Below are 24,491 nucleotides of genomic sequence, written 5' to 3' on the forward strand. Positions count from 1 at the left end.
TAGTGCCTTATTTTGCCAGCCACGTCAGTAAAGTACTGCGAATATCGGCTTGCACTTGTTCAATATTTTGGCTCGCATCGATGGTTAAAATCGTGTCGTCTGCCGCTGCCAATTCTAAATAACGCGCTCGGGTACGTTCAAAGAAAGCCAGTGATTCTTTCTCAATACGGTCTAATTCACCGCGAGAGCGGGCGCGTTGTAAACCCAATTCTGGCGGTAAATCTAAATAGAGCGTCAGTGCAGGTTTAAATTCACCAAGGACGAGATCTCTTAATGAAGCCATTAAGTGGCGATCGATTTCACGGCCACCACCTTGATAAGCTTGGGAGGATAAATCATGTCTGTCACCGATAACCCATTTTCCTGCAGAAAGCGCAGGCTTGATGACGGTATCAACTAACTGAACACGCGCCGCGTACAACATTAATAGCTCAGCTTTGTCGGTGACTCTATCACCTTCAATGCCTTGCTTTATCAATTCACGTAGTTTTTCCGCAAGCGGCGTACCACCCGGTTCACGGGTAAACACCATATCATGGATGCCAGCTTGTTTTAATGTGTCAACAACGGTATTGATTGCCGTCGTTTTACCCGCACCTTCTAATCCTTCAATAACAATAAATTGGTTTTTCATTTCGTTTATCAATTCTTTTGCTCAATTTGTCGGTAAACCTTAACAGCGCGGTTATGGTCGTTAAGATTGCGACTAAAAGTATGTCCGCCTGTACCGTCGGCGACAAAGTATAAATAATCTGTTTTTGCTGGGTGAGCTGCCGCTTTTATCGAAGCCAGACCCGGCATGGCAATTGGCGTTGGCGGTAAACCATCGATTTTATATGTGTTATACGCGGTATAGTTATCCAAATCACTACGGTAAATTTTACCACGATAGTTTTCCCCTAACCCGTAGATAACCGTAGGATCTGTTTGTAAGCGCATGTTTTTCTTCAAGCGATTCACAAACACCGAAGCAACCTGCGCACGTTCGTTGTCCACTCCAGTCTCTTTTTCAACAATCGATGCCATGATCAACATTTCATAGGCATTCTTATAGGGTAGATCTTTATCGCGACCTTTCCACTCTTCGTCCACCGCAGCTTGCATGCGTTTATAAGCGCGCTTGAGTATCTCAACGTCGCTGGTTCCCGCAGTGTATAAATAGGTATCGGGGTATAACCAACCTTCGAGGTTATCTCCCTCTTTAAAATCCAGCATGGCATAAAGCTCAGTTGGCGTAGCATCTTGAGTTTTATGTTGCATATAGGGAGCATCACGCAAAATATTGCTCCAATCAGCCAATTTGTTACCTTCAATAAAACGAATACTAAATTGTGCTTCTTTTCCACTGGCGATCAATGCTAATAATTGCTCCACAGTCATATTTGGCTGTAAGCGATAGGTGCCCGCTTTGAATTGAGCTAATTCAGGACGCGCTTTAAGAAGAAGTTGGAAATTATGCCCTTCTTCAATGAATTTTTCTTTGATAAGCAACGCTTCTAAGGCCACTCGCCCTGTTCCAGAAGGCACAGTAAAAATTGTTTCTTGGACAATGTTTATGGGCTTTTTCGCATAATCAAGAATTTGGCGATATTGCAGATACACCACAATTGCGCCAATAACCGCAAGGACAAAGACAATCAGTGTTATTTTTTTCGCTAATTTCATTATGGGTCACTTAAGTGCATTGTTTGTCGATGAATGATATTAGTTAAATGGTTATCAGCTTTAAATTTGTCGCTGTAATAATAAATACTCAAACAGTTCTCTTGATTGATAACTGATTGTTTTATCTCCTGAAAACCGGATGCTTTTCACCGGTAAAACAGGCATTAAAGCATTGCAAATAATCACTTCATCACATTGAGTCAAAATGGCGGGAAAGCGCTCGACTTCTGCCAGATGGTACTGACTATTATTGAGCTGCGCTATGATCTTTTGTCTCATTAATCCATTGACGCCGGAGTGACTAAGAATCGGAGTGTAAACATCACTCCCTATACGCCAAAAAATATTGGCGCTACAGCATTCAACGATGGCGCCATTCGTATCTAACACCACGGCCTCGTCTAATTTTACATCATCAATTTCTTGGCGGATCAACACTTGCTCTAATCGATTTAAGTGCTTCATGCCAGCTAAGAGTGGATTGCGGCTTAATGGAATTTGACTGAGCAGCAACGATGCCCCTTGGCACTGTAATGCTGTGTAGTGTTTTGGGAAAGGAGAAACCATCACGATAATCGTCGGATGTTCAAATCCTTGAGAGCTATAACCTCGACCGCCCTGACCACGACTTAACATGACTTTCACCACAAACTCTTCATCCGTTTGCTGCTCACAAACTTCTTCAATATGTCGCGTCAGTTGTGGCCAATCTATCACGGGTAATTTGAGACGAGCGGAATCTTGCTGTAAGCGTAAAATATGCTTATCTAACATCTTCGCTTGCTGATTCACACCATGAATAGTCGTAAAGCAGCCATCACCAAAGGCGATAGCGCGATCGGTGATATCAATTTGTTGACAAGAAACCCCGTTAACCCAATAAGTCATGACCATTTCTTATAATAAAAGCTGATAAATCAGGCAGTAACATAGTGTGTAATATCATAAACTAAAGCAAAGAGTACTGCAAAAAGAAGGCAAAAATAAAGCCCCAGTATCAAAGACACTGGAGCTTAGAAATGCACGGTATTATTAATTATTCCGCGTGATAACGACGGAAAATTAAGGAACCATTAGTACCACCAAAGCCGAATGAGTTACACAGAGCATACTCCATGTTTTCAACTTTACGAGCTTCACCCGGAACAAAATCAAGCTTACAACCTTCATCAGGATTATCTAAGTTGATTGTTGGTGGAATGATTTGGTCGCACAGAGACAGAATAGTAAAGATAGATTCAACCGCACCCGCAGCACCTAATAAGTGACCTGTCATGGATTTTGTTGAACTGACTAATACATTCGTGTCTTCACCAAATACAGAGATAACCGCTTGCGCTTCCGCTAAGTCACCTGCTGGTGTTGATGTACCGTGAGCATTGATATAGCCAATATCACTTGGCTTAATGCCTGCATCATTTAACGCATTTTTCATCGCTAATGCAGCGCCTTCACCATTTTCTGGTGGTGACGTCATGTGGTAAGCATCACTGCTCATACCAAAGCCTGCGACTTCTGCGTAAATTTTCGCACCGCGCGCTTTAGCATGTTCATATTCTTCAAGTACGATAACCCCTGCACCATCACCCAGAACAAAACCGTCACGGTCTTTATCCCATGGGCGACTAGCCGCTTGTGGGTCATCATTACGGGTTGATAATGCACGTGCTGCACCAAAGCCAGCAACACCTAATGGTGTTGTTGCTTTTTCGGCACCACCTGCCAACATGACATCAGCATCACCGTACGCAATCATACGTGCTGCGTGCCCAATATTATGAACACCAGAGGTACATGCAGTAGCGATTGAGATGCTAGGACCACGGAAGCCATACATAATGCTTAAGTGACCAGCAACCATATTGATGATTGTTGAAGGTACGAAGAATGGGCTCACTTTACGAGGACCACCGTGTAACATAGACTCACAGTTGTCTTGAATGAGACCTAACCCGCCAATACCAGAACCAATCGCCAAACCGATACGAGTAGCATTGGCTTCTGTTACTTCCAATTCAGCATCTTTGATAGCTTGATAGCCCGCAGCAATACCGTATTGAATAAATGGGTCCATCTTCTTCGCATCTTTGCGAGAGATGTCAAAATCTTCGTAATTGAAATCTTTTACTAAGCCTGCAAATTTAGTTGCGTGGTTAGTAGTATCAAAATGATCAATTAGGCTGATACCACTCTGTCCGCCACAAACAGCTTTCCATGATGAATCAACTGTATTGCCGACAGGAGATAACATGCCAAGTCCGGTTACAACTACACGACGCTTAGACACGTATGTCCTCCAAGGAGGGAATTAGTTACAAAAGAAACATAGGCGATCGAATGATCGCCTAGATAAGTTTTACCGCTATTACTCAGATGCTTTGACGTAGTCAATTGCAGCCTGTACTGTAGTGATCTTTTCAGCTTCTTCGTCAGGGATTTCGCAATCGAACTCTTCTTCCAGAGCCATAACCAGTTCTACTGTGTCAAGAGAATCAGCGCCCAAGTCATCAACAAATGAAGCTGTATTCACAACTTCTTCCTCTTTAACACCCAGTTGTTCAACGATGATTTTCTTAACGCGTTCTTCGATAGTGCTCATACTATTAAAATTCCTATCAAAACTCGCTTTCGCGATGGTTTTCGTAGTTTATGAAATACAGGAAAAGATACAACCCAATCCCGGCTGTGGAAACCATTATTTTGCATAATTTTGTATTAGATAACACAAAAATATGCAAATGGTTCCCTCATTTCTTTAGATCATGTACATGCCACCATTGACATGCAATGTTTCACCTGTGATGTAAGCAGCTTCGTCAGAAGCTAAAAATGCTACAGCACTGGCAATTTCTTGTGCATCACCCAGTCTATTCGCAGGAACCTGAGATAAAATGCCTGCACGTTGTTCGTCTGTCAATGCCTTAGTCATATCAGTTTCGATAAAACCAGGCGCTACAACGTTAACAGTGATACCACGAGAAGCGACTTCACGAGCTAATGATTTACTAAAACCAATCAGCCCAGCTTTCGCTGCCGCGTAGTTTGTTTGTCCCGCATTTCCCATGACACCGACAACAGATGCGATGGAAATAATACGCCCACAACGTTTTTTCATCATGGCACGCAAAACGGATTTAGACAAACGGTAAACGGATGAAAGATTCGTGTCAATAATATCTTGCCACTCATCATCCTTCATACGCATCAATAAGTTATCACGCGTAATACCAGCATTATTAACTAAAATATCAATTTCGCCAAATTCCGCACGGATCTGGGTCAATGTTTCTTCAATTGATGCTGGATCTGTCACGTTTAACGCTAAGCCTTTACCTTTGCCATCTAAATAGGCAGTAATCGCTTCCGCGCCTTTTTCGCTTGTTGCAGTACCGATAACGGTCGCACCGCGTGCAGTCAAGGTTAAAGCGATTGCTTTACCAATCCCACGGCTAGCACCAGTTACCAGTGCAATTTTTCCTTCAAAGCTCATTGTCGTCCTCAGATAGTTTCTAAAGCCGAGTCTAATGATACAGGATCATTGACTGCAACGGCAGTTAAATTAGAGACAATTCGCTTGGTTAGACCAGTCAGGACTTTACCTGGGCCCATCTCAACCAATTGCTCAATGCCTTGTTCTGCCATGAATTCGACTGTTTCAGTCCAGCGCACCGGATTATATAATTGGCGCACTAATGCATCACGGATATTTTTCGCAGACGTTTCCATTTTAACATCAACGTTGTTAATAACTGGATAGGTCGGCTCACAAAATTCAATTTTTTCTAATGCTTCAGCTAATTTATCTGCAGCTGGCTTCATTAATGCGCAGTGAGAAGGCACGCTAACAGACAGTGGCAATGCACGTTTTGCGCCGGCTTCTTTACAAGCAGCACCTGCACGCTCAACCGCAGCTTTCTCACCCGCAATAACAACCTGCCCCGGTGAGTTAAAGTTAACAGGTGAAACCACCTGCCCTTGTGCTGCTTCTTGGCATGCTTTCTCGATAGATTCGTTATCTAAACCGATGATTGCATACATTGCGCCCGTGCCTTCAGGAACCGCTTCTTGCATCAGTTTACCGCGCAGTTCCACTAATTTAATGGCTTGCTTGAAGTCGATAACACCCGCACAAACTAATGCTGAATATTCGCCAAGGCTGTGACCTGCCATCAATGCAGGCATTTTGCCATTTTTTGCTTGCCAAACACGAAAGATAGCTACAGACGCAGCTAATAATGCAGGCTGAGTCTGCCATGTTTTATTTAACTCTTCTTCGGGTCCATTTTGAACTAGTGCCCAGAGATCGTAACCCAATGCTTCAGAAGCTTCAGCGAATGTTTCTTTAACCAGCTGATTTTGTTCTGCTAAATCAGCTAACATCCCTAAAGACTGGGAACCTTGTCCCGGGAATACCATAGCAAATTGTGTCATGTTTGTTTTCTCAGTAAATTAAAAACGAACCAGTGCGGAGCCCCAAGTAAAGCCGCCACCAAATGCTTCTAATAACACTAATTGGCCACGCTGAATGCGACCATCACGCACTGCTTCATCGAGTGCTGTTGGGACTGATGCCGCAGAAGTATTTCCATGACGATCCAACGTAACAACCACTTTATCCATGGTCATATCCAATTTTTTTGCGGTCGCGGAAATAATTCGTAAATTTGCTTGATGTGGTACTAACCAATCAAGTTCTTCTTTTGCAATGTCGTTTTGCGCCAATGTTTCATCAACAATATGGGCTAATTCACGCACAGCAACTTTGAATACTTCGTTACCTGTCATGGACAAGTAAGCTTGGTCATCTGAACAGCGGCTACGGTTTGGTAAGGAGAGTAAATCTCCATAACGCCCGTCGGCATGTAGATGTGTAGAAATGATACCCGGTTCTTCAGAGGCGCCAATTACCACAGCGCCTGCAGCATCACCAAATAGAATAATGGTTCCGCGATCATTCGGGTCTAACGTTTTAGATAACGCATCCGCACCAATCACCAATGCTTTTTTAGTCATGCCCGTTTTAACGAACTGATCAGCGATACTGATAGCATAAGTAAAACCAGCGCAAGCTGCTGCTACATCAAATGCCGCACAGTCATTAATTTCCAGCATTTGCTGAATTTGACATGCAGCGCTTGGGAATGCGTGAGTTGCGGATGTTGTCGCGACAATAATTAAACCAATTTCACTGCTGTCGACCTGTGCCATTTCCAGCGCATTTTTTGCTGCTTGGAAACCCATTGTGGACACGTTCTCATCGTCAGCTGAAATTCGTCTCTCTTTAATACCCGTACGCGTTACAATCCATTCATCAGAAGTATCAACCATTTTTTCCAGATCAGCATTGGTACGAACTTGCGATGGCAAATAGCTGCCTGTTCCTAATATTTTACTGTACATAGGTTATTGATCACTCCTGGGTAAAACAATATTAAGTCGAGCTGTTATTCTTTCGGGAACTTGTCGTTCAACAGCCTGTACCGCACGTTCAATCGCGGCTTTAAACGCATTCTCATTCGCTGCGCCATGACTTTTGATGACAATCCCTTTTAATCCTAACAGAGTCGCGCCGTTATACTGGTCGGGGTTCATATCCCCAAAACGCTTCATTAGCCGTTTTTTCAACCATTTCTTAGCGAGTTGCATAAACCAACTGCTTTTTTTGTTCTCTTCACCGGCTGATTTTAACAATGAAAGAATGACACGAATCACCCCTTCCATTGTTTTTAGTGAGACATTACCTGCGAAGCCGTCACACACTAATACATCTGTTTTACCTGTCAGCAACTCGTTGCCTTCAACGTAACCAATGTAATTAATTGACGCCGTTTCTTTTAACATAGCGGCGGCTTCGCGGATATTGTCCAGCCCTTTACTCTCTTCTTCACCAATATTGAGTAAAGCGACTTTAGGTTGATTGATGTTGGCAACTTCTTCCGCCATCACTGAACCCATCACTGCAAATTGCACGAGCATTTCACTGCTGCAATTCACGTTAGCCCCTAAATCGAGGACAACGGTTTTTCCTTTTTTCTGATTTGGCAAAATGGTCATTAACGCTGGGCGTTCGATACCCTCAATTGATTTTAACATCAATTTTGCCAAGCCCATCAATGCACCCGTATTACCCGCACTCACGCAAGCCTGCGCTTGACCTGTCTTCACTAACTCTAATGCCACTCTCATTGATGTCCCTTTGCTTTGGCGAATTGCATGGGATGGCTTAGCATCGTTAGCAATGACGTTTTCAGCAGGGATAATTTCGATACGCGAAATTCGCTCAGCACTTTGTTGTGCAAGCAAGGGATGAATGGCTTCGGGTTGACCGACAAGCAGTAATTTTAATGCTGGATTAGATGCCAGTGCCTGCAATGCAGCAGGCACCGTGACGCGGGGACCAACATCCCCGCCCATGGCATCTAACGCGATGGTTAGACTAGCCAAAGTATCAACAATTACTTGCTGATAACCTTACGGCCACGGTAGTAACCATCTGCAGTCACGTGGTGACGCAGGTGAGTTTCACCGGAAGTTTTATCTACAGAAACTAGGGTAGCAGTCAGTGCATCATGTGAACGACGCATACCGCGTTTTGAACGAGTTGGTTTATTCTGTTGTACGGCCATTGACCTTACTCCTTAAGTACTTTTCTTTAAACTGGCTAATACGGCAAATGGATTTGGTTTCTCTACCTCAGGAGGCAGTTCACCATACACCATGTCCGCTTCGGACACTTCACAGTGTTCAGAATCATGAACCGGAACCACTGGTAGGGATAGAATTATTTCATCTTCTAACATTCCCAGCAAATTTATTTCACCAAATTCATCTACATAAACTGGTTCATACTGTTCCGGTAATGCTTCGGCCTTTTCGTCACTGACGACAGGACTAAAACAATACGATACGTAGACATGATGTTTGAAATCTTTTCTGCAACGTTGGCATTGTAGGGTGACATCCAATTCAGAATGTCCCTCTATGACTGTCAAGCGCTGATTATCAATTTTAAATGATAATTTGCTTTCAACATCACTATCTACACTGACTACTGATTCGGCAATTCGTGTAACTTGCTCAGGTGTGTAACTCCCGACATAGTCGAGGTTTTTCTGAGCTGCACGCTGCGCATCGATAGTCAGGGGTAATTTTACCTTTTGCATAAGGCGCGCATATTAACTTTGTAATGAACTATAGTCAAAGAAAAAGGCGGGATAAACTCGCCTTTTCACCAAAAAATCGCCGGTTAAGCGGATATAGTTTAAAATGAGTTAACCCTTTTGGCTATGAGTTTCGAGAAAAATCATGAAATCGATTATTTTGGCGTCAACCTCTGAATACCGACAAGCCTTGCTGAAGAAACTGGGCATCCCATTTCTCGCCGCTGCCCCCAACATTGATGAAACCCCTGTTTTACAGGAATCGGCTCAAGCTTTAGTGATGCGCTTATCTCACGAAAAAGCCAATGCATTGGCTCAACAGTATCCACAACATTTAATTATTGGCTCTGACCAAGTTTGTGTCATTGACGATAAAATCGTCGGAAAGCCACATAATTTTGATAATGCCTTTAAACAACTCAAGGCAGCGTCAGGTCATCGGGTGACTTTTTATACTGGGCTTTGCTTATTAGATAGTGCGACAGGTAAATTCAATCTTCAGTGCGAACCCTTCGATGTCTATTTTAGACAGCTCACTGATGAAGAAATAACCCAATACCTAAATAAAGACGAACCTTATCAATGTGCGGGTAGTTTTAAATCGGAAGGACTAGGCATTAGCCTGTTTGATAAACTTTCAGGGCGAGATCCAAACACATTGATTGGTTTGCCGACGATTCTATTGCTAGAAATGTTACGCCAGCATGGCGTCAATCCTCTCTTAGACTAAATAATAAGGTTAGCTAACCTCCGGGGGCTGCTAACCTTTATTATCATTATTACTGCGCTTTTTTCGCTCTCAAGACTTTCAGGCACTGATTCAAATCGTTATGTAGCGGCGCAACGACTCGCATCTCTTCACCTGTTTTCGGATGAGTAAATTTCAGTGAATACGCGTGCAAAAACAAACGTTTCAGCCCTGTATCTGCCAGCTGGCTATCAAATTGCCTATCACCATAACGATCATCAAAAGCAATTGGATGACCTGCATGCAAAGTATGTACGCGGATCTGGTGAGTACGCCCGGTTACTGGGCTCGCTTTAACTAACGTTGCATTTTCAAAACGTTCTTCAACTTTAAAGCGTGTCTCGGAAGGCTTTCCTTCGCTGCTCACTCGAACAATACGCTCACCGCTTTGCAGAATATTTTTTAATAATGGTGCTTGAACAACTTTCGTGTGCGACTGCCAGTTACCACGAACTAACGCTAAATAATCTTTTTGCATCTGTTTTAAACGCAGCTGCTCATGAAGTGCACGTAATGCCGAGCGCTTTTTAGCCACCAATAAGATACCGGAAGTATCTCTGTCTAAACGATGTACCAGCTCTAAAAAGCGGGCTTCTGGACGTAATGCGCGCAGCCCTTCAATCACACCAAAGCTTAATCCACTACCACCATGAACCGCGGTACCTGATGGCTTATTAATGACTAGAATGGATTCATCTTCAAATAGAATGCAATCTGTTAATGCTGCCACCTTATCCAATTTCGCTGAAACAGGTGCGGTTTCACGTTCAGCCACACGCACTGGTGGCACGCGAACTTGATCCCCTTCGAGTAGTTTGTATTCAGGCTTAATTCGCCCTTTGTTGACGCGCACTTCACCTTTACGGATGATGCGATAAATCATGCTCTTAGGAACACCTTTTAACTTGCTCAGCAAGAAATTATCAATGCGTTGCCCTGCTTCGTCATCGCTAATATCAATAAATTGGACTTGGTTTTCTGTTTTCATTCGGGAATGCGTTAACTCTGATTGATGAATAAATAGTCTCACTTACATCGTTATATCATACCGACTCCACGAATTTTTTTATGTTTTTTTTTAAATTGGTCAATTTCTGCATGATTGGCTCAATTTCTTAATAAAATTTCCATATAACTTACGTTGCACTTGCTATAATGCACTTGGCAATGGAATAATAAGCGGCGCCAAGATGTTTAAAAAACGAAAATTGGCTTTGCTATGTTAGCTTTAGGTGTTTTTGCACTTTCGGCTATAATTATTTTTAGCTAGTAGAATACAAGTTAGACGTAATACTGTAGGAATTTATTATTTGATGGCGTAACGATGCTGCAATGGCGTAAGACATCTAACTAAATCAAATAAATTAGCGAGCAACGAATTTTAGCTTATTGGGTTGGGAGTCTCCGTTTTCTAAGAAATCTACGGCATCCTGATTAAGAACGCTGAATTTTTAATCTAAAAATCAGGTTCACCGAATACTGCGCGTCTCTATACGAACGACTGCCGAGAGGTAGACGGCTTTGTAAAAATCATGAGGCCATCGGTTTACAGTAGCTCCTTCTTTCGCTGCTCTTTATTATTTAAAAAATAATGAGTAAGTAATAACATGAAAAGAATGCTAATCAACGCAACTCAACAGGAAGAGTTGCGTGTTGCCCTTGTTGACGGGCAACGACTCTACGATTTGGATATTGAAAGCCCAGGTCATGAGCAAAAAAAAGCCAACATTTATAAAGGTAAAATCACCCGTATTGAACCAAGCCTCGAAGCTGCTTTTGTTGATTATGGCGCTGAAAGACACGGTTTCCTGCCTATCAAAGAAATCGCTCGCGAATACTTCCCTAGCAATTACCACTCCCAAGGTCGTCCTAACATCAAAGATGTGCTGAAAGAAGGCCAAGAGGTTATTGTTCAAGTTGATAAAGAAGAGCGTGGTAACAAAGGTGCAGCCTTAACCACATTCATCAGCTTAGCGGGTAGTTATTTAGTTCTGATGCCAAACAACCCACGTGCAGGTGGTATTTCTCGCCGCATCGAAGGTGAAGATCGTACAGAATTAAAAGAAGCGTTATCTTGCTTAGAAATTCCAGATGGTATGGGGCTCATCGTCCGTACTGCGGGTGTGGGTAAATCAGCAGAATCCCTGCAACAAGATTTACTGTATCGCTTACGCCACTGGGAAGCGATTCAAAAAGCCGCTGAAAACCGTCCAGCGCCGTTCTTAATCCACCAAGAAAGTAATGTGATTGTCCGTGCTTTCCGTGATTATTTACGTCCTGACATCGGCGAAATCCTGATCGATAACCCGAAAGTGGTTGAGATGGCACGTAACCATATCGAAGCGATTGGTCGTGGTGATTTTGCTAGCAAAATTAAGCATTATAGTGGCGATGTTCCTCTGTTTAGTCACTATCAAATCGAATCTCAAATCGAATCTGCGTTCCAACGTGAAGTGCGTTTACCTTCTGGTGGTGCGTTAGTTATCGATACAACCGAAGCATTAACAGCTATTGATATCAACTCCTCACGCTCAACCCGTGGCGGTGATATCGAAGAAACGGCATTTAATACTAACCTTGAAGCCGCTGACGAAATTGCACGTCAATTACGTTTACGTGACTTAGGTGGGCTGATTGTTATCGACTTTATCGATATGACCCCAGTTCGCCACCAACGTGAAGTTGAAAACCGCCTACGTGAAGCCGTTCGCCAAGACCGTGCGCGTATTCAAATCGCACGTATTTCACGCTTTGGTCTGTTAGAAATGTCTCGTCAGCGCCTTAGCCCATCACTGGGTGAGTCCAGCCATCACGTCTGCCCACGCTGTACAGGTACGGGGACTATCCGTGATAACGAATCGCTGTCACTGTCAGTACTGCGTTTAATCGAAGAAGAAGCACTGAAAGAAAATACCCATGAAGTGCATGCGATTGTCCCTGTGCAAATCGCGTCATACCTGTTAAACGAGAAACGCCAAGCAGTCACGGAAATTGAGCAGCGTCAGCGTAACGTGCGCGTTGTGATTGTACCGAATGACCAGATGCAAACGCCTCACTTCCACGTCATCCGTATCCGTAAAGGTGAAGAAGTTCAAACCCTGAGCTACAACTTAGCCCAGTATCATGAAACTGAAACTTTAAACCACGGTGAAGAAGCGGCGACTGAGCGTAAAGCACCAGAGCAACCTGCTATTTCAGCATTTGCACTGCAAGAGCCAGTTGAAGTTCCTGCACTGAAACCAAAAGAAGCTCCGGCTAAAGCACCTGTTCGTGCCAAAGTGGATGAACAACCTAAAGTTGGTTTATTTAGCAAAATTGCTGCTTTCTTTAAAGGTCTCTTTGCTGAAGAAGAAAAAGCGGTTGAAAAACCAGCGCAGAAACCACGTCAAAATAACAATGACCGTCGCCGCAATAATGATCGCCGTCGCAATAATAACGACCGCCGTAATAACAATCGTCGCGACCGCGATGATAATTACGAAAATCGTGATAACCGCGACAATCGTGACAACCGCGATAACCGTAATAATCGCAATGCACAATCTGAAGATGCTGCAAACCGCAACAAGGGACGTAACAACAAAAATACGAACCAAGTTGAAGAGCAAACCACTGACAATGCAAACCGCGAAAATCAGCAGCAACGTCGAGATCAGCGTGCAGAACGTCGCCGTCGTCAAGATGAAAAACGTCAACAACAAACTGCAAAAACGCAGCAAGATAACCAGCAAGCCGCTGTTGATAATGCCGCTGTAGAAAAAGATGAAGAAGAACAACGTCCTGTTGCTCCTCGTCGTCAACGTCGTCAATTAACACAAAAAATTCGTGTGACTGACAATGACCAAGCAGCAGAAACGTCAATGGTTGCTGATACCGCCGTTGTTGCAGAAAAATCTGCGCCGATTGCAGCATTACCAGCAGCAGTGAATGTTGAGAAAAAACAATCTCATGTTTCGCTGGACGAAGATGACAACGTAGCAACTAGCTCAGAACAATTGGATGATGATGAAAAACAAGACACCATCATTCCACGTCGTTCTCGTCGTTCGCCACGTCATCTGCGTGTGAGTGGTCAGCGTCGTCGCCGTTACCGTGATGAGCGTCATCTGAATAAATCACCAATGCCTTTAGCGGCGGCTGTAGCCTCCCCTGAATTAGCCTCTGGTAAAGTATTTATTCGTTACCCAGTCGTTCAGCCTCAACAAGAAAGCATGGCTATCATGACCAATGAAGAGATGCTGGAACAGCAGAACACGGTTCAAGCGCCTGTGGTAGCTGCACCGATTGAACATATTGAAGTGAAAGCGAAACATATTGACGTACCTGTAGTCAATGAAGCTCTCGTTGAAACGCCAAAAGTAGAAACTGAAGCCCGCGTTATTGTTGAAATCGCAGCAATGGAAAGCGATGTTGCTGAAAATGGTGTTGTTGAGAGTGTCGCAGCAGACGTTATCGAAGAGACAAAATCAGAAGTCGCTGAAACCCTGGTTGAAGTCCCTGTAGCTGAAGAAATCAAAACTGTTGTTGAACCTGTCGTTGCTGATGTAGTGATTGAAACCGCAGTTACAGCAATTGTTGAAAACGCCGTAATTGAACCAGCTTCAACAGCAAATGCAGTTAGCTTACACAAACGTCATGCATACTCACCAATGACGAAAGCCCCAGCGCCTGCTGTAGTGGCTTCAGACTTTGAAATTAAAGAGTATCAACGTGAGCCATCAACCTTTGAATCTAAAGGTGCAGGTGGTCATGTGGCAGCCAATATTGCGACATCAGAAATGGCAAAACCTGCTAGCGTCTGATTTTAGCAAGTTACTGACGAAAGCCTTGATGGGAAACTATCAAGGCTTTTTTGTTGGTAACACATTTCTCCATCGCTAATTCGCATAAAACCCGCAAAAACAAAAAGAGCCATTAATTAGGCTCTTTCTTCGTATTTAACCACTTTAGATTGGGGGATTATTTAATATCTAACTTAGAAGACAGTTCACCCATTTCTTTAAGTTTTTTAGAGATCTCGCGACGCTCTTTGGATAACTCAGCATTCTTAATGATGTAATCATCGATACGATCATCATAGTCGCTACGCATGTTTGCGATGATGCCATGGATATCATCAATGGACATACCTGGTTTGATATACTCACTCAGGTTATCTAACAGCAAAACACGCTTTTGGTTATCACGAATTTTCTTTTCGTTATCCGTGATTTCGCGACGAATTTTATTTTTACGACGAAACATACGCACAAATTCCAGTACATTCTGGAAAGTTGGTTTGTTGGCGTTGTCCATGTTTAAAATCCCCTATTCAATAATCAAAATGTATTGTCTATTAACACAATACCTTCTTCTAGGGTCACCTTACAAGATACATTCGCTATTTTATTGATTTGAATTTAATGATTTGCATTGCCAATGCATCTTTAGACTTCAATTTGCGAGCGTGCTCGTAAGCCATTTACATACAGACAAACTTCCTCTATTAAATCCCGCCTGTTTTATTAATCAATGTTAGTAATAACCTTCTTCATTGAAACAAAACACTTGAACATTGTAGCCTATAAGATACCATGAGGACATATGCGTATAATTCGGCATTATTTAACCACGGATGGTAAAGATCCATGCTCAGATTTCATCGATAAAATCAAAGACCCAATTGCTAGAATTAAAGTGGTCATGCGTATTAACCAACTCGCTAAGGGGAATTTAGGGAAACATAAATATTGTCGAAATAGAGTATGGGAGTTAAAAATTGAGCAAGGACCTGGATATCGCGTCTATTACAGCTTAGTTAAAGACGAGATTATTTTACTGCTTTTAATGGGTACGAAAAAAACACAACAAGCAGACATTGATATCGCAATTCAGTATCTAACCGATTATTTAAGGTAGGAACAAATATGGCTAAATCTCGATTACATGACGATGCAGTAGTTGAAATGCTACGTAAAGATCCAACTCTCATCCCAATTTACCTACAGCAAGCCTTTGTACAGATTGATGAAGATGGCGGGCAAGCCGCATTTTTATTAGCTTTACGTCATATTATTGAAGCTCGAGGAGGGATGGCGGATATAGCCGAACAGTCCGGCTTATCCCGAGAAACACTCTATCGAACATTATCCCCGACTGGAAACCCAACATTAAAAACGCTACGCAGCATCATTAATGCAACTGGAATACCATTTTCTTCACTCGCGACGCCATCTCCCACATAAGTTTAGATTTTTTGCCAGATGGTTTACCATAGCATCAAACCGTTATGCGTTTGCATTACTCACCTAAATCGACGATGGATCTCATTTTGAAAAATAAGCATAATCAGCCGACCTTTTTTATCCATGACTATGAAACATTTGGTAAGCATCCGGCTCTGGATCGCCCTGCTCAATTTGCGGGTGTGCGGACAGACTTAGATTTCAACATCATCGATGAACCTGAAGTATTTTACTGCAAACCTACGGATGATTATCTTCCTCAGCCAGAAGCAGTAATGATAACCGGCATTACCCCGCAAATCGCCATGGCCAACGGCGTGAATGAAGCGGAATTTGCGAAGCGCATCCATAACGCATTCAGCGTACCTAACACCTGTATTATGGGTTATAACAATATTCGCTTTGATGATGAAGTGACGCGAAATATTTTTTATCGTAACTTTTATGACCCTTACGCCTATAGCTGGCAGCAAGGTAATTCTCGCTGGGATTTATTGGATGCATTACGTGCTTGCTTTGCGCTGCGCCCTGAAGGGATCAACTGGCCAGAAAATGATGACGGGTTACCTAGCTTACGCCTTGAGCACTTAACCAAGGCCAACGGTGTGGCTCATGAAAATGCTCATGATGCGATGTCTGACGTTTTAGCGACCATTAATATGGCTAAGTTACTGAAACAAGCTCAACCTCGTATGTTTGATTATTTCTATCAACTGCGAAATAAAAACAAAGTTAACCAGCTGATCGACATCGTAGATATGACCCCGTTAGTTCATGTATCAGGAATGTTTGGTGCGGTACGCTCTTATGTCAGCTTAGTTGCCCCTCTCGCTTGGCACCCCGAGAATAAAAACGCGGTGATTATGTGTGACCTATCTTCCGATATGTCTCCGCTTCTCACGTTAAATGCGGATGAACTTCGTGAGCGCTTATACACACCGAAAGCTGAGTTAGGTGACGAGCTACCCGTCCCAGTTAAGCTGGTACATATTAATAAATGCCCAATCCTTGCCCCTGAAAAGACCTTGCGAACGGTAGATGCGGAGCGTACAGGCATTGATCGTGACCTGTGCATGCGTAATTTAGAGCTGTTACGTAAGAATCCTGATGTGCGTAATAAGCTGATTGAATTGTTTAGTGTCGCCCAACAATTTGAAGAAAATAACGATGTAGATAGCCAAATCTATAATGGCTTTTTCAGCCCATCAGATCGCTCTACGATGGACATTATTCGCGAAACGCCACCCCAAAATTTACCCGCATTAGATCTTAGCTTCGAAGATAAGCGAATGAAGGAGCTATTTTTCCGTTATAAGGCACGCAATTTCCCTGCGACACTCTCTTATGATGAGCAACAGCGTTGGTTACAGCATCGCCGCGATTATTTTACTGAGAGCCGTTTAACGGATTATCTACAGCAAATTCAATTACTCATGGAAGTTTATCATGAAGATGAAAAACGCTGTCAGCAATTAAAAGCCTTAGTGAACTATGCCGCAGAATTAGCAAGTTGATTGTCAGTGATAGGGATGAAAATGGCTCTTTTTGAGTTGTAAAATTAACAAGGAAAATCAATTTATTGATTTTCGCCTGATAACACAAAGAGGGAAAAATCACGCTTTTATCCCTCTTTGTGATCAATCTCATGGGCAGAAAACCCGCCCATTTTATTATCTTCTATCTTTTAGTGACCTAGTGGTCACAACCGCAATCCCCTTCCCAATGTTTCCGCTTAGTGGTCTTTCCAAGACCTGGATTCATAGTATTTGTTGGGTCGGACTCTTTATAGAACGATTTCAATTGTTCCGGCGCTTTATACAAATGCCCAACGTTGTGCTCTGCTGGGTACTGAGCGCCTCGCGCATCCAGTAATTCCAACATTTTTTGCTTCAGCTCTTTCGGATCTACGCCTTTTTTCAAGACATAATCTTGGTGCATGACGTGGCACATAAAATGTCCGCAATATAATTTATGCACGATCAGATTTTCAATTTCTGGTGGCAATTTTTCAAACCAATCACGGTCATTACGTCTTAGTGCAATATCTAGCGGTAGGACATCTTCCACATCATTATTATGTACGGCATGGTAGCGAACGGCAGATCCCGCAGCGGCAAAGCGATGTAAGAATGCTTTTGCACCTTCTTCTGGTGTGCATTCAAAATAGCCACCATCGGCTGTGGCGAAGAAGGATTTCAACCAAACTTTAGCTTCATCAATACCGTCCCCCGCCATTTTGAGCATTAAATGGTGCTCGTACTGGTCACGGAACTGTTTCATGCGCGGTGGTAGATGAGATGGCCACAGTTTGCTTAGCAGCTGCATGGTGCGGTCAATTAAGTTTGATGGCAGAAGTGGTACTTTATTCAGCACCGCATCCATACGCCCTTTAATGGTAAAGAAGGTTGGCATTTTGTCGGTGCCAAATTTATCGATCATTAAGAACGTATCTTTGCCGTAAATTTCGGCAATATCAAAGCAGCCACGGTGCATATATTCACCTGCGACAGGCAAATTTTCAAACTCACTCAAAATATGGCGACGAATGTCTTCTAGGACATCAGGATTGTTTGAACCAATATAGAAAACTTGTGTGGCTTTGTCCGCAGGGAAAGTATCTAAGCGAACAGCGAAAACCGCTAACTTACCAGCACAGCCTGAGGCTTCAAACAAACGACGTTCGTCCGCATTAAAGCGCGATGGCGTGTCTGCATCGACATCACGCACGCGTTCTGCGTAATCATGATCGGATGCCAACTTTTCACTATTTTCGATATCTTCACTGCTATAGCGACGGTTTTGTAGGTTGGTTAAGATCTCTTCTGGGGTTTTCCCCAATTCGATACCTAAATGGTTTACCAGCTCAACCTTGCCATTTTCATTGACGCGTCCATATAGGGCCAACTCCGTATAAGCCGGACCACGACGCACAAGGGAGCCACCAGAACTATTACAGATCCCTCCCACAACGGATGCACCAATACATGAAGAGCCAATTAAGGAGTGCGGTTCACGCCCCAGTGGTTTGAGGATTTTTTCGAGGTCATAGAGCGTACTGCCAGGCATCGCAACCACTTGGTTAAATTCGGGTAGTACTTGAATTTGGTTTAGGCGTAACGTGCTGATAATGACGATATCGCGATCATAATCATAACCGCTTGGGGTTGAGCCTTCGGTGAGCCCCGTGTTCGCCGCTTGCATGATCACAATTTTGTCAGCTTCGACGCAAGCTTTAAATACATACCACTGTTCGAGTAACGTGGTTGGGAATACAACGGCAATGGCATCACCCACTCCTGAGCGGAAGCCTTTGCGGTAACGTTCTGTTTTATGGGGTTCGGTAAGGATATTTTTTTTGCCAACAATGTTCCTGAGTGTGAGTAATAATCGTTGGTTCTCAGGATTTTTTACATCATTCATCTCATGCCTTCCTGTCAGGGTCTTGTCATTAAACCCATTCACAATATCACATAAGATTAATATGTTAAGAAATTATTAATACCCTTTAGAAACAAAAACAGCACCCAAAGGCGCTGTTTTTATTAGTCATCAATTTCAGTTCGCAGTTCGCAGTTCGCAGTTCGCAGTTTAACTATTTTGATGCCAACCTGTATTTGAAGTTATATTTAGGCAGCTATGCTGACATATATTCAAAATAATTCGTGTTGTAGCTAGGCGGCAAGCAAGCTAGACCCTAGGAGCATACATAAGTATGTGACTAGGGCTAGCGCGTGCAGCCAACAACGCTACGACGCGAAGAATGAAGAATATATTTATAGGTCGCTCATCTGCGGCATAGGCCTACGGAACATACGTGTTAATACCGCCATATACACCAGACCAACCGCCGTCCAAATCAGACCATAAACCATTGAATCTTCTTCGATATTCAGCCACAGCACACAAACTGTTAGCGTACCGATGATCGGTAATATCAAATAGTTCATGATATTTTTGAAGCCTTTAATTCGGCGTTCACGAATAAAGAACTGGCTGATGACTGAAATATTGACGAATGTAAATGCAATCAGCGCACCAAAGTTAATTAATGCTGTTGCAAAATCCATCTCAAACCAGATAGCGCCGAGGGCTAAGAAGCCTACTAATAAGACGTTATACGCCGGAGTACGCCATGTTGGGCTAACGTAGCCGAACACTTTTTCTGGGAATACGCCATCACGACCCATTACATACATTAAACGCGCACTACCCGCATGAGCTGCCATACCGGATGCTAATACCGTGACACAGGAGAACACAAGGATAATGGCTTGGAAGAAGGACCCCGCCACAAATCGCATAATGTCAGGCTGTGTTTCGTTAATATTCGCAAAGCGTGAAACGTCTGGGAAAAATTGCTGTAAGAAGAACGAAACGGTAATAAAAATCACACCACCAATCAGTGCAGTTAAGAAAATTGCACGAGGAATAACTTTACCTGCGTTTGGTGTCTCTTCTGACAGTGAACTTAACCCATCAAAACCTAAGAATGAGAAACAGAGTATGGTTGCCCCAGCTATCAGCGGGATCATCTCAGTTTTTTCATTCGCAAATGGATTGAATGTCCAGATCTCCCCTGTCCCTTCACCATTTGAAACTCCGTGGATCACTAAACCTGTAAATACCGCCATTACCCCCATTTGGATAATCGCAATTACAGTACTTAAGTTTGCAATCACGTTGATACCCCGTAAGTTGGCGGCAGTCATTAAAATGACCAAGCCAATAACAAAATACGCAGGTTCAACATTCGGGAAAATATCTTGTAAATAAATCTTTGCCAATAAGATATTGATCATTGGCATGAAAATGTAGGACAGCAAAGATGTCCAACCCACAAGGAAACCAATATGTGGACTCATTGATTTCTGGGCATAAGTATAGGCTGAACCCGCTGATGGGAAGCGTTTAACCAGCTTACCATAGCTCAGTGCAGTAAACAGTATCGCAGCAAGTGCAATAATGTATGAAGTCGGGACGTGACCACCAGTCTTATCTGATACCATTCCGAAAGTATCGAAGATAGTCATTGGCTGAATATACGCAATACCAATCATAACAACTTGTACAAGCGTTAATGTCTTCGCAAGTTGAACACGGTTATTGGCGCCAGTTTGGTTGTGGCCGATATCTAAAGGTACGGAATTATTTTGCATGATAAAGCCCCCCCATAACTTTCGATTGCGTACTTCGACTCAATCGACAGTTACTGGGAAGACTTTGCATCTGCCTATAAGCAGAGAAGAAAGAAGAGAAGTGGAAAAGGGTCTGTGCGAAGCCGGTGTTTGCTCCGTAGTCATCAATGCGGCAACGACGACCGCTTGGCCCTGCTGCCAGTGCGAAAAAGTAAGCCATAAAAGCATTCCTCAAAGCTGTAGCATGAAATATTAGCTACATGTAAATATTTATTTATCTATCCGGCCTGATATCCGGCCCCGTTAAAATGAAAGAACCCTAAAAAGCAAAAAAACCGATGCCGGTTTTTATCAGGCATCAGTCATTTTTTAGTCCGCGCATTTTGCACGTCATACCTGTAAATAGCAAGCCAATTTGTTAACAAAACGCCCCCTTTTCGATGAGAAATTCTGATAATTTTGGACTTTCCGTTCTGATAGCTAATATGACATGCTTTTAAGACGATAAATGACACTAAAGCCGATTGATTATCCTTAATAAAATGCTAAACCGGTCGGTCTAATTTCGCGGCACTTTTTTCCAATAACATATCTAAACTTGAATGCAATAATTTACTTTTTACGGCTTTGGTTTCTGACTGCAATGGACTACCGACTTTGTTATCCATCGTATAGACCGTCACTTTTCCCTCTTGATGGTTATAAATCAATAAACCATCCACGCCATAATCATATTGGTCTTTAAAATTACCCAGTACCGATTGCATACTGTTTCTCGCCTCAACATCACCATTGACGGCTTTACGGAGTGCTTCGATGGATAACCCCACCGGAACTGAGTAGACATACAACACTTCCACATCAGAATCACCATCGTCACTGCCATTACACATAAAGCAGGCATCCCTTTGAACTGAAGAAAGCCGTTCCATTTTGCGTAATTCGATTAATAATTTTTGACCATCTTGATACGGTGATTGCGAGATATCGAGAAAAACTAATCGGTAAGGTCCCGGGTCACCTGCAAGGGCATGGGAAATACCGCCTATAAATAGTAAAAAACTCAGACAACTAGCTCTAAAATAACGGTTAAATTTGGGCATAGTCTATTCCTGCTCGGCTCCATATCGCGGTGAGGAAGATTGACGCAGTTAGCGGTAAATAACCATATCTTTATTCCGAATTACTGATTTTCTTTTTGGATACCTATTTTCTTTTTAAATAATAGTACAAAAAAGCCCTTTGGCGATTAACCAAAGGGCTTAGATAAATAAAAATTAATGGTTTAATTAGAAGTTGTAGTTGATACCGATATTATAACGACGACCATCCGAAACTTTATCAAACTCTTCTTCAGTTAAACGCTTGTCTAAAATGTTGTATACACCACCCACTAAGTTCACATTCTTAGTAAGATAGTAGCTTGCGCCTACATCAACAAACGTATAAGAAGGTCGTTCTTTTGCCATGCTTGAGCGAGATAAGAATGCACTGCTACGGCCATTAAAGTTCACTCGGTTCCATAACTGCAGATCTTCTCTTGCTTGCCATGTTAAAGAACCATTCGCCATGTGCTTAGGTGTACGGCTCAGAGGCTTGCCACTGAATTTCCCACTTTTTTGTTCTGAATCGGAATAAGTATAGTTTGCCGCAAATGCTAAGTCTGCCGTGATATCCCAATTAAAGGTCAACTCAGCACCACGTAGATTTGCCTTATCAACGTTTTCACGCGTGCTGATAAATTTATAGGCTTCTCCGTCATACATACATTCCCCACTGGCTACGCTTCCTGGCGTTTTACCTGTTGAGTCGGTACAGGTACGGATCTCCATAATTTTATCTTTAAAATCAGTATTAAAGAATGTGATCCCCACATTTAGATTGTCTTGATTGTTCCAAATAAAGCCAATCTCTTCTGTCACACTTTTCTCAGGTTTCAAGTCTGGGTTACCTATGATAACAGCAGGATCGCCACCACCGCCGGTACCTTGCCCCCAGTTAGCCGCAACTTGACGTAACTCTGGTGAACGGTATCCCGTAGAAACCCCACCTTTAATTACCCACTCATCCGATGTATGCCAAACACCATATAATCTAGGAGTCCAATGAGAACCGAAGTTTTCATCTTTATCCATACGTAGGCCACCTGTTAAGGAGAAATCGTTTGTCATCATCCACTCATCTTCTGCGAATAACGCCCAGCTATAACGATTTAATTGGTCAACGCCACCCGCAGATTTCAGTTTGTTTCCTTTATCACGCAGGTCTTCATAACGATATTGTCCACCAATACTTAAAGTATGGTCACCTAAGTTAAAGACGGTTTGGTTCTTCACTAATGTATCGTTGTATTCCATATTACGACTTGGGTTTTTAGACTCGTCACGCTGAACGAATGTTTCAGCAGCACCCCAGTCATAAACCCCATTATGCGTAAGCGCATAGTTATTTTTTCTATATGTCGTATTGGAATCTTCGCACTGAACTGGAACAGGTTTACCATTCACTTTAGTTGTACACATCAGCACTTTTGATTTTCCAGCTGTACCATTCCGTTGCTGTTCATCATATTTAAAGTCAAAGTCGAAGGTATTAAACTCATCAGGCGTTAACGTTAGTGTCGTCCCAATCGCACCGATCTTTTGCTCGTTGAAACCACCTTCGAATTTGTCTTCACCGCGATGTGAATATAATCCATTGAATTTTACGCCCAGTAATCCATCCACTAATGGGCCAGATGTGTAGAAACTACCTTGGCCTTGATTCCCTGAATCACGATGAGAGTTAATGGTTGTATCCGCACGTAAAGATGTGGTCCATTCTTTACCAACTTTACGAGTGATGATGTTGATAACCCCGCCCATTGCATCAGAACCGTATAATGATGACATAGGACCACGTACCACTTCGATTCGTTCGATGGCAGGTAATGGTGGCAACCAGCCTTGCTCAATACCGGAACCATCACTGTTTGGACGCGTTCCTCGGGTATCAACACGTTTACCATCAACCATGATCATGGTGTACTTCGCATCCATTCCTCGGATACTAATATCAGAGCTACTACCACCACCTGTGACTTGAACACCCGGTAAATCCTTCAGGGCATCCGTCACATCGCGATAAGCTTTAGTTTCTAGCTGTTCACGTGTCACAACGGAAATTGATGCTGGCGCATCTTCAATCTTTTGCTGATAACCTGATGCAGTTGTTACAAAAATTTTATCGCTGCTGTCATCCGCAAAAGCAGGTACCGCAGTGATAGCCGCAATAATGCTAACTGCTATTTTTCTTTTAGTAAAAACAACCATTCCCAATTCTCCAAGAGATTTCTTTATCTTAACAATGAATTTTCTATGCTCAGCATGGGTCGTCTAACGCCCCAAAGGTTTATTATTCTTTTGACATGATACTTTCTGAGGTTTACCACTTTTGAAGTTAAATCAATTAAGTAATTAACTCTCATTCGCAGGCGGTAACAATAATGTAAATGGTAATACTTATCAATACCATTATTGAATGATTCATGACTTTCCGTGATGAATTGTGTGACTTAAGT

22 protein-coding genes are annotated in these 24,491 nt (G+C 42.8%); 5 read left to right on the forward strand and 17 right to left on the reverse strand.

The genetic code is table 11. The features are described from left to right. Nucleotides 1–7: 7 nt before the first annotated feature. From tmk to yceD, 11 genes are all read right to left on the reverse strand, one after another. Nucleotides 8–634, reverse strand: a complete 627-nt coding sequence (tmk, locus tag HFU86_RS11445; RefSeq protein WP_036953082.1) for a dTMP kinase — start codon at nucleotides 632–634, stop codon at nucleotides 8–10. An 8-nt stretch (nucleotides 635–642) separates the two neighbouring features. Further along, nucleotides 643–1,665, reverse strand: coding sequence for an endolytic transglycosylase MltG (mltG, locus tag HFU86_RS11450; protein ID WP_154599456.1), 1,023 nt, complete (start codon nucleotides 1,663–1,665; stop codon nucleotides 643–645). Between the two features lie 60 nt (nucleotides 1,666–1,725). After that, on the reverse strand, nucleotides 1,726–2,553 hold the full coding sequence (gene pabC / locus HFU86_RS11455; RefSeq protein WP_187129299.1) for an aminodeoxychorismate lyase: 828 nt from the start codon (nucleotides 2,551–2,553) through the stop codon (nucleotides 1,726–1,728). A gap of 148 nt (nucleotides 2,554–2,701) precedes the next feature. Beyond that, entirely contained in the window at nucleotides 2,702–3,952 is a 1,251-nt protein-coding gene (fabF, locus tag HFU86_RS11460) for a beta-ketoacyl-ACP synthase II (RefSeq protein WP_132495282.1), read from the reverse strand. A gap of 78 nt (nucleotides 3,953–4,030) precedes the next feature. Further along, nucleotides 4,031–4,264, reverse strand: a complete 234-nt coding sequence (acpP, locus tag HFU86_RS11465) for an acyl carrier protein (protein WP_006660807.1) — start codon at nucleotides 4,262–4,264, stop codon at nucleotides 4,031–4,033. Nucleotides 4,265–4,420: 156 nt separating this feature from the next. Next, on the reverse strand, nucleotides 4,421–5,155 hold the full coding sequence (gene fabG / locus HFU86_RS11470; protein WP_132495284.1) for a 3-oxoacyl-ACP reductase FabG: 735 nt from the start codon (nucleotides 5,153–5,155) through the stop codon (nucleotides 4,421–4,423). Between the two features lie 8 nt (nucleotides 5,156–5,163). After that, nucleotides 5,164–6,096, reverse strand: coding sequence for an ACP S-malonyltransferase (gene fabD, locus HFU86_RS11475; protein ID WP_108477953.1), 933 nt, complete (start codon nucleotides 6,094–6,096; stop codon nucleotides 5,164–5,166). An 18-nt stretch (nucleotides 6,097–6,114) separates the two neighbouring features. Continuing rightward, nucleotides 6,115–7,065, reverse strand: coding sequence for a beta-ketoacyl-ACP synthase III (locus HFU86_RS11480; protein WP_036953071.1), 951 nt, complete (start codon nucleotides 7,063–7,065; stop codon nucleotides 6,115–6,117). Nucleotides 7,066–7,068: 3 nt separating this feature from the next. Beyond that, on the reverse strand, nucleotides 7,069–8,109 hold the full coding sequence (gene plsX, locus HFU86_RS11485) for a phosphate acyltransferase PlsX (RefSeq protein ID WP_187129300.1): 1,041 nt from the start codon (nucleotides 8,107–8,109) through the stop codon (nucleotides 7,069–7,071). A gap of 11 nt (nucleotides 8,110–8,120) precedes the next feature. Then, the gene (rpmF, locus tag HFU86_RS11490; RefSeq protein WP_006660802.1) at nucleotides 8,121–8,291 is read right to left on the reverse strand and encodes a 50S ribosomal protein L32; all 171 of its coding nucleotides are present in this window, start codon (nucleotides 8,289–8,291) and stop codon (nucleotides 8,121–8,123) included. Nucleotides 8,292–8,303: 12 nt separating this feature from the next. Beyond that, a complete protein-coding gene (gene yceD / locus HFU86_RS11495) occupies nucleotides 8,304–8,828 on the reverse strand; it encodes a 23S rRNA accumulation protein YceD (protein ID WP_036953067.1) in 525 nt (174 codons plus the stop codon). Nucleotides 8,829–8,970: 142 nt separating this feature from the next. On the opposite strand from yceD, the gene HFU86_RS11500 reads away from it, so the two are divergent. Continuing rightward, complete coding sequence (locus HFU86_RS11500) at nucleotides 8,971–9,555, forward strand: Maf family protein (protein WP_154603575.1); 585 nt, start codon at nucleotides 8,971–8,973, stop codon at nucleotides 9,553–9,555. A 49-nt stretch (nucleotides 9,556–9,604) separates the two neighbouring features. Here HFU86_RS11500 and rluC read toward each other — a convergent pair whose 3' ends face one another. Beyond that, entirely contained in the window at nucleotides 9,605–10,561 is a 957-nt protein-coding gene (rluC, locus tag HFU86_RS11505; RefSeq protein ID WP_036953062.1) for a 23S rRNA pseudouridine(955/2504/2580) synthase RluC, read from the reverse strand. Nucleotides 10,562–11,180: 619 nt separating this feature from the next. On the opposite strand from rluC, the gene rne reads away from it, so the two are divergent. Next, complete coding sequence (gene rne, locus HFU86_RS11510; RefSeq protein ID WP_187129301.1) at nucleotides 11,181–14,375, forward strand: ribonuclease E; 3,195 nt, start codon at nucleotides 11,181–11,183, stop codon at nucleotides 14,373–14,375. Between the two features lie 157 nt (nucleotides 14,376–14,532). Here the strand turns inward: rne and tmaR are convergent, their stop codons facing one another. Beyond that, nucleotides 14,533–14,868, reverse strand: a complete 336-nt coding sequence (tmaR, locus tag HFU86_RS11515) for a PTS system regulator TmaR (protein WP_132495292.1) — start codon at nucleotides 14,866–14,868, stop codon at nucleotides 14,533–14,535. Between the two features lie 288 nt (nucleotides 14,869–15,156). On the opposite strand from tmaR, the gene HFU86_RS11520 reads away from it, so the two are divergent. The 3 genes from HFU86_RS11520 to sbcB all read left to right on the forward strand — a co-directional run bounded on the left by HFU86_RS11520 (nucleotide 15,157) and on the right by sbcB (nucleotide 17,311). Then, nucleotides 15,157–15,471, forward strand: a complete 315-nt coding sequence (locus HFU86_RS11520; protein WP_132495294.1) for a type II toxin-antitoxin system RelE/ParE family toxin — start codon at nucleotides 15,157–15,159, stop codon at nucleotides 15,469–15,471. Nucleotides 15,472–15,479: 8 nt separating this feature from the next. Further along, nucleotides 15,480–15,797 (forward strand): addiction module antidote protein, encoded by a 318-nt coding sequence (locus HFU86_RS11525; RefSeq protein ID WP_132495296.1) that lies wholly within the window; start codon nucleotides 15,480–15,482, stop codon nucleotides 15,795–15,797. A 74-nt stretch (nucleotides 15,798–15,871) separates the two neighbouring features. Then, entirely contained in the window at nucleotides 15,872–17,311 is a 1,440-nt protein-coding gene (gene sbcB, locus HFU86_RS11530) for an exodeoxyribonuclease I (RefSeq protein ID WP_187129851.1), read from the forward strand. Between the two features lie 178 nt (nucleotides 17,312–17,489). On the opposite strand, the gene dld is transcribed toward sbcB, so the two are convergent. The 4 genes from dld to HFU86_RS11550 all read right to left on the reverse strand — a co-directional run bounded on the left by dld (nucleotide 17,490) and on the right by HFU86_RS11550 (nucleotide 24,243). Beyond that, nucleotides 17,490–19,217, reverse strand: coding sequence for a D-lactate dehydrogenase (gene dld, locus HFU86_RS11535; protein ID WP_187129302.1), 1,728 nt, complete (start codon nucleotides 19,215–19,217; stop codon nucleotides 17,490–17,492). Nucleotides 19,218–19,570: 353 nt separating this feature from the next. Beyond that, nucleotides 19,571–20,953, reverse strand: coding sequence for an APC family permease (locus HFU86_RS11540; RefSeq protein ID WP_036953041.1), 1,383 nt, complete (start codon nucleotides 20,951–20,953; stop codon nucleotides 19,571–19,573). Between the two features lie 524 nt (nucleotides 20,954–21,477). Further along, nucleotides 21,478–22,035 carry a hypothetical protein gene (locus HFU86_RS11545; protein ID WP_132495304.1) on the reverse strand — a complete coding sequence of 186 codons (558 nt, stop codon included), beginning with the start codon at nucleotides 22,033–22,035 and terminating at the stop codon, nucleotides 21,478–21,480. A gap of 186 nt (nucleotides 22,036–22,221) precedes the next feature. Next, nucleotides 22,222–24,243 carry a ligand-gated channel protein gene (locus HFU86_RS11550; protein WP_132495306.1) on the reverse strand — a complete coding sequence of 674 codons (2,022 nt, stop codon included), beginning with the start codon at nucleotides 24,241–24,243 and terminating at the stop codon, nucleotides 22,222–22,224. Between the last annotated feature and the right edge of the window lie 248 nt (nucleotides 24,244–24,491).

The organism is Providencia sp. JUb39 (genome assembly GCF_012272845.1).
GTDB lineage: Bacteria > Pseudomonadota > Gammaproteobacteria > Enterobacterales > Enterobacteriaceae > Providencia > Providencia lanzhouensis.